At 63.7% G+C, this 14,005-nt stretch carries 15 protein-coding genes and 1 pseudogene; 8 read left to right on the top strand and 8 right to left on the bottom strand.

The window, feature by feature from the left end; all coding sequences use genetic code 11:
- Nucleotides 1-22 precede the first annotated feature (22 nt).
- Together PT015_RS10040 and PT015_RS10045 are read right to left on the bottom strand one after the other, a co-directional pair.
- A pseudogene (locus tag PT015_RS10040) lies at nt 23-325 on the bottom strand (cytochrome P450); the annotation flags it as partial.
- 140 nt (nt 326-465) lie between these two features.
- Complete coding sequence (locus PT015_RS10045; RefSeq protein WP_285190467.1) at nt 466-1,308, bottom strand: SDR family NAD(P)-dependent oxidoreductase; 843 nt, start codon at nt 1,306-1,308, stop codon at nt 466-468.
- Nucleotides 1,309-1,453: 145 nt separating this feature from the next.
- Between PT015_RS10045 and PT015_RS10050 the strand changes: the two genes are divergently transcribed.
- From PT015_RS10050 to PT015_RS10065, 4 genes are read left to right on the top strand one after another with little or no spacing between them, the layout of a single operon-like run.
- Nucleotides 1,454-2,068, top strand: a complete 615-nt coding sequence (locus PT015_RS10050) for a fatty-acid--CoA ligase (protein ID WP_285190468.1) — start codon at nt 1,454-1,456, stop codon at nt 2,066-2,068.
- Nucleotides 2,068-2,265 (top strand): (2Fe-2S)-binding protein, encoded by a 198-nt coding sequence (locus PT015_RS10055; protein ID WP_285191037.1) that lies wholly within the window; start codon nt 2,068-2,070, stop codon nt 2,263-2,265. Before PT015_RS10050 ends, PT015_RS10055 begins: the two co-directional genes overlap by 1 nt.
- Nucleotides 2,262-3,020 (top strand): SDR family oxidoreductase, encoded by a 759-nt coding sequence (locus PT015_RS10060; protein WP_285190469.1) that lies wholly within the window; start codon nt 2,262-2,264, stop codon nt 3,018-3,020. Before PT015_RS10055 ends, PT015_RS10060 begins: the two co-directional genes overlap by 4 nt.
- Before the next feature lie 33 nt (nt 3,021-3,053).
- The gene (locus PT015_RS10065) at nt 3,054-3,857 is read left to right on the top strand and encodes an SDR family NAD(P)-dependent oxidoreductase (RefSeq protein WP_285190470.1); all 804 of its coding nucleotides are present in this window, start codon (nt 3,054-3,056) and stop codon (nt 3,855-3,857) included.
- 7 nt (nt 3,858-3,864) lie between these two features.
- On the opposite strand, the gene PT015_RS10070 is transcribed toward PT015_RS10065, so the two are convergent.
- Nucleotides 3,865-4,710, bottom strand: a complete 846-nt coding sequence (locus PT015_RS10070; protein ID WP_285190471.1) for an SDR family oxidoreductase — start codon at nt 4,708-4,710, stop codon at nt 3,865-3,867.
- Between the two features lie 185 nt (nt 4,711-4,895).
- Here PT015_RS10070 and PT015_RS10075 point away from each other — a divergent pair, with 185 nt between their 5' ends.
- Entirely contained in the window at nt 4,896-5,927 is a 1,032-nt protein-coding gene (locus tag PT015_RS10075; protein WP_285191038.1) for an NAD(P)H-dependent amine dehydrogenase family protein, read from the top strand.
- Nucleotides 5,928-5,936: 9 nt separating this feature from the next.
- Here the strand turns inward: PT015_RS10075 and PT015_RS10080 are convergent, their stop codons facing one another.
- Genes PT015_RS10080 through PT015_RS10095 form a run of 4 tightly spaced genes read right to left on the bottom strand, consistent with a single transcriptional unit; the run spans nt 5,937 to nt 9,677 of the window.
- Complete coding sequence (locus PT015_RS10080; RefSeq protein WP_285190472.1) at nt 5,937-6,395, bottom strand: nuclear transport factor 2 family protein; 459 nt, start codon at nt 6,393-6,395, stop codon at nt 5,937-5,939.
- Nucleotides 6,392-7,333, bottom strand: a complete 942-nt coding sequence (locus PT015_RS10085; protein ID WP_285190473.1) for an SDR family NAD(P)-dependent oxidoreductase — start codon at nt 7,331-7,333, stop codon at nt 6,392-6,394. The genes PT015_RS10080 and PT015_RS10085 overlap by 4 nt, the downstream gene beginning before the upstream one ends.
- 26 nt (nt 7,334-7,359) lie before the next feature.
- Entirely contained in the window at nt 7,360-8,424 is a 1,065-nt protein-coding gene (locus tag PT015_RS10090) for an NAD(P)H-dependent amine dehydrogenase family protein (RefSeq protein ID WP_313825842.1), read from the bottom strand.
- A gap of 14 nt (nt 8,425-8,438) precedes the next feature.
- A complete protein-coding gene (locus tag PT015_RS10095; protein WP_285190475.1) occupies nt 8,439-9,677 on the bottom strand; it encodes a cytochrome P450 in 1,239 nt (412 codons plus the stop codon).
- 133 nt (nt 9,678-9,810) lie between these two features.
- Here PT015_RS10095 and PT015_RS10100 point away from each other — a divergent pair, with 133 nt between their 5' ends.
- A complete protein-coding gene (locus PT015_RS10100) occupies nt 9,811-10,869 on the top strand; it encodes an NAD(P)H-dependent amine dehydrogenase family protein (protein ID WP_313825889.1) in 1,059 nt (352 codons plus the stop codon).
- Here the strand turns inward: PT015_RS10100 and PT015_RS10105 are convergent.
- Nucleotides 10,861-12,006 (bottom strand): ABC transporter substrate-binding protein, encoded by a 1,146-nt coding sequence (locus tag PT015_RS10105; RefSeq protein ID WP_285190477.1) that lies wholly within the window; start codon nt 12,004-12,006, stop codon nt 10,861-10,863. The genes PT015_RS10100 and PT015_RS10105 overlap by 9 nt on opposite strands.
- 215 nt (nt 12,007-12,221) lie before the next feature.
- Between PT015_RS10105 and PT015_RS10110 the strand changes: the two genes are divergently transcribed.
- Together PT015_RS10110 and PT015_RS10115 are read left to right on the top strand one after the other, a co-directional pair.
- A complete protein-coding gene (locus PT015_RS10110; protein ID WP_285191039.1) occupies nt 12,222-13,274 on the top strand; it encodes an NAD(P)H-dependent amine dehydrogenase family protein in 1,053 nt (350 codons plus the stop codon).
- Nucleotides 13,275-13,328: 54 nt separating this feature from the next.
- Nucleotides 13,329-13,961, top strand: a complete 633-nt coding sequence (locus tag PT015_RS10115; protein ID WP_285190478.1) for a TetR/AcrR family transcriptional regulator — start codon at nt 13,329-13,331, stop codon at nt 13,959-13,961.
- Nucleotides 13,962-14,005 lie beyond the last annotated feature (44 nt).

Consider the following 14,005-nt stretch of genomic DNA (forward strand, 5'->3'; position numbering starts at 1 on the left):
GCGCCCGAGTCAACGGTATTCGTCATGCGAGGCGCACCGGCAGCGTTGCCCAGCCTCGTACGCTGGTGGTGTGCGCCCGTTGAGCACTGTCGTAGTCGACTTCCCAGTCAGGCCACCGCGACAGCACTTCCTCGAGCGCCACCCGAGCCTGCACGCGGGCGAGCGCCGCACCCAGGCAGAAATGGATTCCGTGCCCAAAGGACAGATGCGCGGGCTTGCGGTGGATGTCGAACCTGTCCGCGTCCGGGAACTGGCGCTCATCGCGATTCGCCGAGCCGTTGAGCAGCAGCATGATCGACCCTTCCGGAACCTTGTGCCCGTGGTGTAGTCGTAGTACGGAGCGGCATCCACGGCTTGCGTCACCCGGCGCCCTTCCTTCCCCACGGCGAGAAAAGATCCTCGAACCAGTCGAGAATAGGCGTTATCGCAAAACGTGAACAAGCTTTCTGCCACGTTGTCCCGACTTCAGCTCGCGCCCTCCGCCGGCTTCAAGCTGCTGCCGTTGATGACGGGCATGTTCGTCCAGGTGCCCTGATCGTCGCGGTACCACCCGGCGGCGGCCAACGCTCCCCCGTCGGCGTGGACCACGGTCCCGGAAACCCACGCAGCAAGCGGGCTGGCCAGGAACAACACACAGCCCGCGATGTCTTGCGGGGTTCCGAAGCGTCCCAGTGGAATCCAGCGCGGAATGTGGTGTCGCTGCGATGGGTGAATCATGCAGTCGAGCGGGACCTGAGCAGTGTCGGTGGTCTCGGGTGCAACCGCGTTGACGCGGATACCCTCAGGCCCCAACTCGAGCGCAAGGCTCATCGTAAAGCCAGTCACCGCAGCCTTGAATGCGCCGTACACCGCGAATTGAGGTATGCCCCGGAAGCCTTCGATCGACGAGACATTCGTGATGCTTGCGCCCCCGTCGCAGGCGCGCAGCAGCGGCAACATGGCACGGGTCATCGTGAAGATGTGCCTGAGGTTGACGCGATAGATGTCGTCGATCTGCTCGTCACTGAGACGCTCGAACGGTGTGGGACGCGTCATGAAGTGACCTACGTTGTTTACCAGCACATCGAGGCGCCCGAACCGCTCGCCGATTGTGCCGGCCAGAGCCGCCGCATCGGCGCCAGCGGTCGCGTCACCAGTGACGACGAGCACCTGTTCGCCGTGCCGGCCCCGGAGGTCTTCCGCTCGTGCCGGATCGACCTCGAGTGCCACCACGGAGGCACCAAGGTCGGCGAACGCCGCCACCGTGGCCCGGCCGATGCCCGCGCCCCCGCCCGTCACAAGCACCACCTTGCCGTTGAAATCAATCACGTCGCCTCCTAATCGGGCAGTTGTGGACTTACCAACCCTCGCCGAGAATGATTATTCTCACATGCGAGAATGTCATTAGCATCGGCCGGCTCGCTAGAGAGGGCGGCGCACCGATACGAGGAGGCGGAGAACAGTTCGCAGCTTCGTGTTTGCGGTCGGGTTCCAGGTCGCCGAATCCGACCGTATCGGCCCTGTTCTGCAGCGCCACGAGGACGCCCTCGTCGATCTCGGTGCACGCTACGCGTTCGTCTACGAATCGATCATCGAGCGTGGCAGTGTCCTGGTGGTCATCGGAATCCGCGCCGAGCAACCACTGCTCAGCCTGTTGCGCTCCCCCTATTTCTTCGCGTGGTTCGACGCGGTGGGCATTGCGGATATCCCCGCGGTCTTCGCCGGCGAAACCGTCGAGCGATTCGACATCGGCGAACCGCCGGCCCCAGGTAGCGAGATCGTCGTGGCAGCTGTTACTCCGGTCGACGACGTCGCAGACTTCGTCGCGCACGTCCGCGAATCCGTTGACGAGTTTGCCGCCGGCGATATCCGGAAGACACTGGTATACCGCGCCTTTGACACTCCGGGGGAAGTGATGTTCCTCCAACAACTCGCCAGCGCCGACACCGCACTGACGTGGGTGAGCAGGTCGAAGACCGCCGCTGCCTGGCTGATCGCCGCCGGAATCGGCGCCTACCCTCCAGTCTTCGTTGGCCGGTTCGTCACCGCCATGCGAGTGGACGAGAACACCGGGGCGGGTTGGTACTGATGTACGTCTGTCTGTGCTGCGGCATCACAAATCAAGCGGTTGTCGATGCCGTCGTGGCCGGCGCGACGACCTGTAAACAGGTCGCCACTGCCTGCAGGGCGGGATCGGACTGCGGCCGCTGCAGCCGCACGATCCGGTCGATCATCGACGCGGTGCAGCCGTCAATCGTGCCCTCACCCAAAGGAAGCCGACCATGAACGATCGACACTCCAACATCGCCGGCACCCGGATGCTGATAATCGGGGCATCGTCGGGCATCGGACAAGCCCTGGCCCTTGCCGCCCACTCCCGAGGCGCCGAGGTGGCGCTGGCCGCGAGGCGGGTGCACCTGCTCACCGAACTCGCCGATCGGCTTTGCGGCTCGTCCTACGAACTCGATGTGTCCGATCCGCGTGCCATCGAATCCGTCGTCGGCGACATCGCCGCCAATCTCGGCAAGCTCGACGCGGTCATATTCACGAGTGCCGTCGTGCCATTCGCGCTCATCGACGAAACCGATGTGGAGACCTGGCTGCACGCTTACGCAGTGAACGCCGTCGGCGCCTCCCATGTGTTGCGTACGGTCCTGCCCCACCTGAGCGACAACCCCACCATCGTGGTCGCCTCGAGTCACGATGTCGGCCGGCCCCGGGCAGGCGTGGCCGCTTATCACGCAAGCAAAGCCGCGCTCGACGAGATCCTGAGATCCTGGCGAGCCGAGCATCCCGATCTCGCCGTGATCCGCGTCAGCGTCGGACCCACCAAAGACACCGAAATTCTGCGCGGCGCGGATCGTGACCTCCTGGCCGAGCTGTACCGGTCGTGGGCGCAAGAGGGGCAGATCCCGAAAAACATGTCCGGTGTCTCCGACGTCGCGAACGCGATGCTCTCGCTCATCGCGATGTCCCGCGCGAATCCCACGGTGGTCAGCGAGATCGTTCACCTGGCGCCTCGAATCATCAAGGGCCAGTAGATATTCGTCATTCCGCAACGAAAGGACAACTCAATGGAGCTCGGTTTCAAGGGCGCCACGGCAGTCGTGACCGGAGGTAGTAAGGGCATGGGACTGGCGATCGCCGAGAGCCTCGGGTCCGAGGGCGCGTCGGTGGCCATCATGGCGCGCGGCCAATCCGCGTTGGATTCAGCCGCAGAACATATCCGCGACGCCGGCGCCCCCCAGGTGCTGACGTTCAGCGTCGACATGTCTGATGCCGATTCCATCGCCGCTGCCTTTGCCTCTGTCGGCGACGCCTGGGGCAGCTTGAATGCGTTGGTACACACCGTCGGCCCGAAGGCGGGCGCATTCGACGATCTCGACGACGACGACTGGCACGCCGCGTTCGATCTGGGCACGCTTTCTGCCGTGCGGTCAGTACGGGCTGCTCTCCCGATGTTGCGATCTGCGGACTGGGCTCGCATCGTGACCCTGTCGGCGCACTCGATCCAGCGCCAGAGTGCTCGCCTTGTGGCCTACACGGCTACCAAATCGGCGCTGTCCAGTTTCACCAAGAACTTGTCTAAAACCCTTGGTGCCGAGGGCATTCTGGTGAACTGTGTATGCCCGGGCACCATCGTGACAGCGAGCTTCACGGAGATACTTCGCGAGGCGCTCGCCGCCGACGGGCTTGACTCCTCGGACACTAACGACGTGATGACGTGGGTCGAGAAAACCTACGGCCATCCCTGTGACATCGGCCGTGCCGGCCTACCCGAAGAGATCGCGTCAGTCACCACGTACCTGGCCTCGCGTCGCAACGGCTACGTGACAGGGGCGACCGTCAACGTGGACGGCGGGTCAGACTTCATCTGACTCGCCTTCAGCCCTTCTTCGCCGGAATCGCCTCTTCTGGGTTGTCAGCCCACACCGCCTGGTGGCGCCCCATGGTCATGGCGCCATTCCAGCCACCATCAGTCCACAAGATAGATCCACCGACGTAACTCAACCGAGGGCTACCCAGGCACACCAGCGGCCAGGCCTGCTCCTCCGGAGCGGAATAGCGCCCGACAGGTCCCACCGACTGGTCGATGAGTTCCTTGCCGGCAAAGTCCTGGAACGCGGGCATCATCGCCGTCTCCGTCGGCCCGGGGTTGATGCAGTTGACGCGAATGCCATCGCGCGCCAGCACCGGGTACCACCAGCCGACCCACGCGTCGATGACGTACTTGGAGTAGGCGTAGCCACTCCACGACCAGATTTTCTCGTTTGCCTTCAGCCACGCGACCGCACCGTCGAACCCATCGGTCTCCAGCAGCTCGGTGATGACGTTGGCGTGGTCCTGCCAGCCGATGGCCGCCGAGGAAGAGATAACACTGATCGCCGAACCTTTTGGCATCTTGGGGGCCAGCTGTTCGGCGAGGTGACGGGCGCCAACGAAGTTCACCAGCATGGTGTCCAACTCGCTGAATGGCGGCCCGGGCAATCCCGCGCAGCTGAACAGTCCGTCCACCGGCCCGTCGATGGCGCCGGCGACTTTCTCGATGTTCGCGCGGTCGCGCAGGTCGATCTCGAGTGCCCGGTCCACCTGCACGCTGGTTGGCTTGATGTCGAGTGCGGTCACCCGCGCGCCGAGATCGACGAGGATCTGCGCGGCTGCTTGACCCATCCCGGACGCCGCGCCGGTGACCACAACGGATTTACCTTCGTACCCAAGCGCATCTTTCACCGAACGGTTCCTTCCACAGGACCTGACGAGATTGAGAACATGAACTTATGAAATACGAGAACACACGTTATCACCACGGCTAGAGTGAGGATCTCCACAAGGCGTTGAAAGGACTCCACGAATTGGCTGTGAGCTCCCGACGACTTCGAGTCATCCAGTGGGCCACCGGCGCGGTGGGCACCGAGATGGTCCACACGATCCTTGACCACCGCCCCGACCTTGAGCTGGTCGGGGCGCGGGTGTACTCCGACGTAAAAAACGGTGTCGATATCGGCACCTTGGTCGACCGCGACCCGATCGGGGTGACCGCGACCACCGACGTCGACGAAATCCTCGCCATGGACGCCGATCTCGTGCTCTACGCGCCGTCGTTCACCAGTCTCGACGATATCTGCGCACTGCTGGAGAGCGGGAAGAACGTTGCGACCGTCTCGTTTCTGTTCCACCCCCGGCGCATCAACGACGCCGACCGCCGGCGGCTGCTGGCCGCCTGCCAGAAGGGCAACAGCACAATTCACGCTAGCGGCCTCAACCCCGGCAACCTGTCAGGTGTGCTGCCGCTTGCGTTGTCGGGCATGAGCCGATCCATCGATCGATTCACCCTCCAGGAGCGCGCCGACTGGTCGCTGTGGGAGAGCACCGACATCACCTTCGACGGAATGTGGTTTGGGCGACCTCCTGAGGACATCACCCCGACGGCCAACGACTTTCTGACGTTCAACACCGCGCTCTTCACGCAGCAGACGTGGTTCATCGCCGACACCTTGAACGCGGCCATCGACGACGTCACGGTCAGCGTCGAGGCCGTGCCGGCAACCAAGGATTTCGAGATTTTCGACCACCAGGTGCGCGCGGGCACCACTGCCGGGCAGCGGTGGAACTTCGTCGGGTTGCGCAAGGGCGAACCGCTCATCGAGTTCGAGACGCTATGGACGGTCGGGGGCGAGTATCCAGAGCACTGGCCCACGCCAGATGACGGCTGGACCCTCACTCTCGAGGGGGACCCGTCCATGCGGGTGCACTTTTTCTGCCTGGCCAGTTACTCACGTCCGGCCTCAGTTGAGGAGCACGTGCGGGCCGGACTCATCGCCGTTGCACTGCAGGTCGTCAACGCGATACCGGCAATATGCTCGGCCCCAGCGGGTTTCGCGACGATGGCTGACCTCCCCCTCATCCGCAGCTACACAGGATTCGGTGACAGGCCGGTCTCGGACTGACCGAGCGACCTAGCCCGCGGGCGTTTTGACATGCTTCTGCGCGTCGGTGCTGACCATCCGTTTCATGATGACCCAGTGGCCGTGATCGGCTCGCACGTAGGTGTCGAAATACCTGATGTACATGACATCGTCGTCGAGCAGGTCCGGTGCGCAGGTGTTGAAGTGGTGTGCGACGCAATGCACTTCACCGAACGCGCGGGTCGATTCGACGTGGAAGAGCCCTTGCCCGACAAGGTGAGAGGTTCGCTGCCAGTAGCTGACCGCTGCGATGAGCTTCGCCAATTCTCGGTGGCCGGTCAAGACCATGGGACCGCGTCCCGGAGGTCTAGCGCGCAATGTCGCATCGGGATGAAATACCTCCAGCAGCGCAGGCAGGTCTCGCTGATCGAGCGCCGCGGCATACCGATACGACAGCGACGCCAGATCGCTGTCGTCAATCGCCGGCGATATCTTCACCTGATCCGTCATGATTCTTTCTCCGCCACAGGCGATGTCGCTGTCATCGCGTGCTCCATCTCATCGAAGATGCTGCCTGGCACCAAGATTCCCGACGGATCCAGGATTTGATCAAGGTTGGCGGCGACGTCCTCAGCCGCGAGTGCGCCGTCGGTGGCGCACCATCCGCGGGTCGTCCCGATCTGCAACGCAGCCACCCTGCCACGGAATGCGCTGAGCACCCGATGGGTCAGCGTGCACTGCTCGCTGGCGAGGTAGGCGACAACCGGCGCGACCTGATCGAGTCGTAGCGTCGCCAGGAAAGCGCGTGCGTCGGCGCTCTGGCCGGCCTCCCCCATCAGGGCGGCAGCCATCCGGGTGTCACCCATCGGCATCACCGCATTGGCCGTGATGCCGTGCGCGGCTCCCTCCAGCGCTGCGACATTCATCAAGCCGAGCATCCCCGTCTTCGCCGTGGCGTAGCCGGTTAGGCCGGGTTGCCCGAAGACCCCCGCAGCGGAGGACACCAGCACTAGCCGGCCATACCCAGCGGAGCGCATGACAGCGAAACCCGGGCGAACGACGTGGAAGGCGGCCAAGAGGTGGTGGCGAAGTAGCGCCTCGAAGCGTTCTGTGGGCCATGCCGAGATCGGGTCTTCGTGAATGATGCCGGCGTTGGCGACGATCGCATCCAGCCCGCCGAACTCCTCCACAGCAAGATCCACGGCGGCCTGCCCGCCCGATTCGGTGCTGGCGTCGGACACCGACGCCACAGCCCGTCCGCCCGCATCACGAATTGCCTGGGCGACCTGGTGAGCCGGCTTCGCGTCCTCGCCGCTGCCGTCGGTGTTGGCGCCATTGTCGTGAACTACGACCGCCGCGCCGCGGCGGGCCACTTCAAGGCAGTACGCCTCGCCCAGTCCGCGGCCGCCTCCTGTGACCAATACGACGCGGTCGGTGAATGAGATCATCGTTGGCGCAGGCGATCTCGAGGCAGCTATGCCGTGGACACGGCGCCGCGCTCAGTCCAGTGCGCGACGAACGGACTGATGGTCGACAAGTCATACAGGCCGGGTTCCGCAGCGACGACGGCCGGAATGGCGTTGATGGCGTGCATCGCGGTCGCCAGGCAGCCCTGCTCGGCGTGATCCTCCCCGTGCGATCCGATCACCAGATGCAGACACATGTTCGGCTTTCCTTGGAAGGTCACCGCGTAACCGATATCCGTCGGCCATTCCGGGGCCAGATCATCGGCCATCCGGGTGAGGTGTTCGACGGCGAGTGTTGTTCGACCGCAGTCGACTTCGACGCCGAAGCGCATGGCGCCGACCGTACCGGCGGGAATCTCACCAGCGGCCACCGTGAGCGCTCTCGGTGTGGTCACGACTTCCCGAAATCCCTCAACGGACCGAATCTCGAGCCCGAGAGCCTGAGCGAGCACCGTCGCGCTGCCGATCCAGGCGCTTGCGGCGTAGTCGGTGTTGGTCAGCAGCGGTGTGGTGTCATCCGGCGCGTGACCAAAGCCCATGGCATTAAAAACCAGGTCGTGGCTGGCGTAGGTCGAATAGTTCAGCACCTCCCGCACGTCGATTCGCGTGGTGTGCTCGGTCAGCCGGGAAAGGATCGGCGCCAGCGATTCGCCGACGAATCCCGGATATAAGCCCAGGCCCAGGAAGGAAGAACCGCCTACACGGCAAGCCTTTTCGATGCCTTCGGCCAGCGATTCGTGCAGCGAGCCGGGATGGATGAAGCGGCTGCCGGTGGCCACCACATTCTTGCCCGATGCCAGCAGGTCACAGACATCGGCGAAGCAACCGGGCGTATCGGTCTCGACCTTTCCCATGTAGAGCACCACGTCAGCATCGGTGCCAATCACGGCGTCGCGATCGTCGGATGTCAGGACGCCTGCTTCGGACGCCCCGCACAGAGCGCCGGCGTCGATACCGGCTTTTGCCGCGTCGTAGACCCGCACGCCGGCCAGTTCCAGATCGGGCCGGTCCAAGACGTGCCGCAGCGACATCATCCCGGTCACGCCGGTAGCCCACTGGATCACTCGAGTCATGTCAGGCGATCTCCTCAATCCCACACCACGTCGAGGCGCGGTGGCGAGCGAAACATCGTTCCGGTCACGTAAGGTGCCGGCGCATTGGGATCGAGCCGGAGTCCCGGTAGTTCGTCGATCAGCGCATTGAAGATTTTGGTGCTCTCCAGACGGGCCAGATGCATACCGAGGCATACGTGCGCCCCGTGGCCAAATCCGATGTGCGGCTTGCGGTCCCGAAAGATATTGAAGGACTCGGCGTCGTCCCAACGTGTCTCGTCATGGTTGGCGCTACCGAGGTTCACCATCATCGTCGAGCCCATGGGGATGTCCTGGCCGAAGAATGTGGTGTCGGTGCTCACCTCGCGAATGAAGTTCAGCAGCGGGGTCTCCCACCTGATGCCTTCTTCAATCGCCTGCGGCAACAGGCTACGGTCATCGCGTACCGCGTCGAATTGGTCGGTGTGGGTCAACAGACCCAAAGCGAGGCTGGCGGTCGATCGCGACGTGGTCTCCGCGCCTGCGGGCAGAAGATTGCGCATAAACCCGTAGATCTGCTCGTCCGACATCCTGACGCCTTCGATTTCGGCCTGCGACAGGATGGTCACCATGTCGTCTTTCGGTGACTTGCGCCGGTCGGCCAGTATCCCGATGAAGTACTCCTTCATCTGCGCAGAGGCTTTCATCGCGGTATCCATATCGGCGCGAAAACCCAACAGGTCGATCGCCAGTCGGTGAAATTCGCCGATATCCGACTCGGGCAATCCGAGAAGCGCTGCGATGATCCGCACCGGAATGGGCATAAACACCGCGTCGACCAAGTCGGCGCGCTTGTCGTCGCGGAACTTCTCGATCGTGCGGTCCACGAGGGGCCCGACAAGCTCGGTGTCCCAACGCTTCATCGACGATCTGGCGAAAGCGAATTCGTGCAACCGGCGGTAGACGGCGTGCTCGGGTTCCTGCATCTCGAGGATCGTCGGGCCCTGTAGCGGGCGCACCATGTCCTCATAAATGCGGGTGCTGAACGTCATGTTGTCGGTGAAGACGCCTTTTACCGCGTCGAACGAATACGCCGTGAACGTCTTCTTGCCCTCCGGCCCATCCACGGGGACACCCATCTCCGGCCACCCCGGGTGCACGGCCGCCTTGAGACGCAGCTCGCGCAGCAGCGGGTACGGGGTCGCATCCCCGTCCGCGCCCATGCCCGCGTTGAACTTCTCCTGCGCCTCGCGGATGCGCTGTTCGATGTCATCAGTAACCGTCGGCTCAGCCACGTGGTCACCTCTCGTACGGCATCGCAACCTACATACTGTCGGTTGCAAACGTACATGATGTAGGTTGAACCAACCAGCGACCTCACAAAATCGCGAAAGTGCAACCTGGAGTATTCGATTGGCTACACGAGTCGTGCAGTGGGCAACCGGCGCCGTCGGCCGCGGCGCACTGCGGGAGCTTATTGAGAATCCGCATTACCAACTGGTCGGCGTACTGGTGTACGACGCGGCAAAGGCCGGCCTCGACGCTGGCGCGCTATGCGGTCTTCCCCCCACGACCGGGGTAGTCGCCACGGCGGACAAAGACGAGATCATCGCGCTGCACGCCGACGTCGTGGTGCATGCGGCCAGCAAAGCCCACGCTATCGAGACGAACGCCGAGGACATCTGCCGCCTGCTCGCCGCGGGCAGCACCGTCATCACCACGACGTCGTACAACCACCTGCCTACCTACGGCGCCGACACCGAGGCAGCGTTCGTCGACGCCTGCCGGCAGGGCGGATCACGATTCCATGCTGCCGGCGAGAACCCCGGCTTCATGTTCGAACGCCTCATCGCGACGCTGACCGGACTGAGCAAGACCATCGACCGCATCGACCTCTACGAGGCCACGGACGTGTCGGCAGTCGACAGCCGTCCGATGCTCGTCGACCTCATGGGCATGGGCAGGCCACCAGAAGACGTCAGCGTCGACTCGCCGATCATCAAAAAGTTGGACCTCGCCTACCGCCAGGCACTCAATGCCACCGCCGACGTCCTTGGAATCACCTTGTCCCACATCGACGTGACGGTCGACGCCACCACGCTCTCCCGCGACATCGAAGTCCTCGCTGGCACAATCGAGGCGGGAACCGTTGTTGGACAGCGGTTCTCGTGGGTCGGACATTGGTCCGGCCGACCTTTACTGGCCATCCACGAAGAATGGGTGCTGACGCGCGACCTTCCCCAGTGGGGCATGGCGCCGCTGGCGCACGGCGAGAAGGCGCCACTCATCCGCGCGGTCGTCAAGGGTGAGCCGAGTTTCGAACTGCAGCTCGACGTGGGCTCGGACGCTGCGACCTCGGCGGGCCAGCATGCGATTCCGGGCCATCTGATGATCGCGATGGGGGCGGTGCGGGCAATTCCCTATGTGCTCGCTCAGCCGCCCGGCATCGTGACCGCGCCGGTTTTCGGCGCGATCCAGTTAGCGTGAAACACCTGTGACGGCGCGCGCGATGTGATCGCTCGGCGCCGCGTGAAAGACGTGCGCGCTTCCATCGGGTAGAACCCGACGGGCCACTAAGTAGTCCGAACTCAGCCACCCCTGGCGGATGTAGCGGCCGAAACGGAGAAACGTCCCCGGGGCGCCACTCGCCGACGGGACAAGCTTCACCTGTTCCATCCCGCCCTTGACCCCTCCCCCCGTCAGCGGGCGCGCTGCGGCGAGGCCACGGACGATTACGGTGGCCGCGTCGTGGGAAAGCCCCGGCATCGAGTGGCCCGGCCGGCGACCGTATCGAGCCTCGAACCGGTCGAGGAACGCCTGGCCGACGGTATTGCGTTCGTCGTAGCTGTCCAAGCCGATCCAGCCGGACAGGTGGCGCATCCACTCGGCGTTGATGTGAGCCATCTCGAAAGCCGTCGTCGTGTACCGGGGCGGATCCCAGCCCGCGGCCAGCAGCGCGTCGGTGAAGCCCCACAGCCCGTGCCCAAAACCGACGTGCACCAGGGCGTCGGGCTGCGCGACGCGCAATGCCTCAACCGCCTCCGACTTGTCGGCCTCAACCTGGGGAATTGCTACGGTGGCAACGACCTTCAAGCCTGCGGCGTCATAGGCGCGCTGAGCGAACGCGAGATATTCCTTGCCGATCAGCGACGACTCGTAGGCGATAGCGATCCGCGAGCGTCCGTCGCCGATCATGACCGCGGCCAACATCACCGGCTCCTCGGCCATCGAGCCGTTGTTGAGTGCGAAGCACCACTCACCGAGCGCACCCTCCGACCCCGAGAGGGTGACGATCGGAACCCGCGCGATGGCATCGACGTGCGAACTCAACGGAACGACGTTGTCCGACACCCACGGCCCATAGATCGCAAGACACCCCTCGGCCACCAACTCGTCATAGGCCCGCTCGACAGCAAGGTAAGTGCCGTTGGGCAACCCGACGACGTTGCGGGTGACCAGTTCGATCGGGCGGTCGATCAGCCCGGTGGCCAATGCTTCGTCCATCACCAGTCGCAGCGCGTCGACGCTGTCATTGTCGGTGTCTCCGGAAGTCGGATAGTCATTAAGCAGGCCGACTTTCAGCGGCGCCACCGAACCGTATGCACGAACCTCGTCGTCTGCCATAGCGGCAACATACATGACGAAGGTTGTTGCGACGACTGAGCGGCAAAGCACAACGTCTTGAGCGGAAATATTGGTTTCCGAAAACTGCATATCCGACTTTTGCCGGTGTACCGTTCCGATGGGGCCGCCCAAAGGAGATCGCCGTGACGCTGACGTCGGAACTGGCACCACCTATCCAGCCCGATCAGCGCAAGTATCGCGTGATCCAGTGGGGGATGGGCAATGTCGGCACGCTGGCGCTGCGCCACTTTGCGCACAATCCCCTGTACGAGGTAGTCGGGGTTCTGTGCAATCGACCGGAGAAGGTCGGCAAGGACGCCGGCGAGTTGGTGGGCGAAGCGCCCATCGGCGTGCTCGCGACCAACGACAAGGCCACGCTGGAAGCGCTCGACGCTGACTGCGTGTTCTACGCACCCCTATGGTCCGACGTGGATGAGATCTGCCGCCTGCTTCGTGGAGGAAAGAGCGTCGTCGCCTCCGGCGGCGCCTGGTGGCATCGAACAGACACCAACAGCGCGGACATCGACAAGATCGAGGCGGCCTGCCAAGCAGGCGGTACGTCGTTCCACGGCGGTGGAATCCACCCTGGCTATGCCGCGGATCTGCTTGTGCTGACGCTGGCCCGCATCGTCGGCAAGACGGACCACATCCACATCTATGAATCCGTCAACTTCAACAAAGACACCCTGAAGTACCTCGACGAAATGGGGTTCGGAAAAACGCCGGCCGAGTTCGCCGAGGGCAATCTCTTCCAGGACGCCTGGTCGTTGTTCGCCCAATCGCTCTCGATGGTCGTCGAAGGGCTGGGTAAGACCGTCGAGAAATTCACGACAGATGTCGAACTCGGCACCGCCACGCGCGACATTCCCTACGAGGGCACGGCCGATATGGACATGCCAGGGCTCAAGGGTGTGATCAAGAAGGGCACCGTCGCATCGCAGCATCATCTGTGGACGGCGTGGGTCGACGGTAGGCCGTTCATCACCTTGCACGAGCTGTACTCATTCATCGAGCACGACGCCATCGACCCCAAGCCCGATTGGGAGCCCTACTACCACTATCGCGTCATCATTGAAGGCGACCCGGGCACCGAGTTGATCCTGCGCGGAAGCCCGGAGGCGCGACAGCACGCCAAACCCGGTTACATCGGCTACGCGTGGACCGCGATGGAACCGGTGAACTCCATCCCGGCGATCTGCGACGCCGCGCCCGGGTTCAAGTCCCATGCCGATCTCGGGCTCATGACGGTTCGGGGCATCGTGCGCTAAGGCGCACCGGCCCACCACTCAACATACAGTCTGAAGGTTGCTACGATCGTGGGTATGGCGAAGCGCGGCGGAGCAGACATCGACCGGCGCGCCCGCGGCGACCAAACGCGTCGCGCCCTGGTCGACGCTGGTCGGGAACTTTTCGTATCACAAGGGTTTTTCAACACCAGCATCGGCGATCTCGTCACGAAGTCAGGTGTCGGCACCCGCGGTGCCTTCTACCACCACTTCAAGGACAAAGCCGAGCTGTTCCGCGCCGTGTTCGAAGACGTCGAGAACGACCTGACGCTGCGGTCGATCGCCGCTCCTCCGCGGGGAGCGGATGCGTGGGAGCGGCTGACGAGCGGTCTGCACGGATTCCTGGCGGCCGCACAGGAGCCCGCCGTGCAACGAGTGATGCTCGTCGACGGACCAGTGGTGCTCGGCTGGCAAACCCTGCGCGAAATACAAGAGGGCAACAGCATCGCTCTGATCAACAACGTGATACGCGAGGCGATCGCCGAGGGCGCCATCGACGACCAGCCCGTTGCCGAGCTGACGCACATGATCGTTGCCGCGCTCGAGGAGGCCTCACTCCTCGTCGCGCATGCCGCGAACCCGAATAAAGCGCGCCGGCGGGCCGCCAAGATCCTCGACCGCCTGCTGCTCGCCTTTGCAGTGGAACCCCGAAACGCTTTGCGGCGGTGATTTTCTGGTCAATGCTCATGGCTTACTCACGCCGTAGTGAAAAC

Origin of the sequence: Candidatus Mycobacterium wuenschmannii, from assembly GCF_030252325.1 — a bacterium.
In the GTDB taxonomy this organism is placed as follows: Bacteria; Actinomycetota; Actinomycetes; order Mycobacteriales; family Mycobacteriaceae; genus Mycobacterium; species Mycobacterium wuenschmannii.

Excerpts from the sequence above, each read along its gene's own strand:
- PT015_RS10055 (WP_285191037.1), top strand. The coding sequence starts at position 2,068 with ATGTACGTCTGTCTGTGCTGCGGCATCACAAATCAAGCGGTTGTCGAT.
- PT015_RS10090 (WP_313825842.1), bottom strand. The coding sequence starts at position 8,424 with ATGACTCGAGTGATCCAGTGGGCTACCGGCGTGACCGGGATGATGTCG.
- PT015_RS10085 (WP_285190473.1), bottom strand. The coding sequence starts at position 7,333 with ATGATCTCATTCACCGACCGCGTCGTATTGGTCACAGGAGGCGGCCGC.
- PT015_RS10115 (WP_285190478.1), top strand. The coding sequence starts at position 13,329 with ATGGCGAAGCGCGGCGGAGCAGACATCGACCGGCGCGCCCGCGGCGAC.
- PT015_RS10105 (WP_285190477.1), bottom strand. The coding sequence starts at position 12,006 with ATGGCAGACGACGAGGTTCGTGCATACGGTTCGGTGGCGCCGCTGAAA.
- PT015_RS10075 (WP_285191038.1), top strand. The coding sequence starts at position 4,896 with ATGGTCCACACGATCCTTGACCACCGCCCCGACCTTGAGCTGGTCGGG.
- PT015_RS10065 (WP_285190470.1), top strand. The coding sequence starts at position 3,054 with ATGGAGCTCGGTTTCAAGGGCGCCACGGCAGTCGTGACCGGAGGTAGT.
- PT015_RS10110 (WP_285191039.1), top strand. The coding sequence starts at position 12,222 with ATGGGCAATGTCGGCACGCTGGCGCTGCGCCACTTTGCGCACAATCCC.
- PT015_RS10060 (WP_285190469.1), top strand. The coding sequence starts at position 2,262 with ATGAACGATCGACACTCCAACATCGCCGGCACCCGGATGCTGATAATC.
- PT015_RS10080 (WP_285190472.1), bottom strand. The coding sequence starts at position 6,395 with ATGACGGATCAGGTGAAGATATCGCCGGCGATTGACGACAGCGATCTG.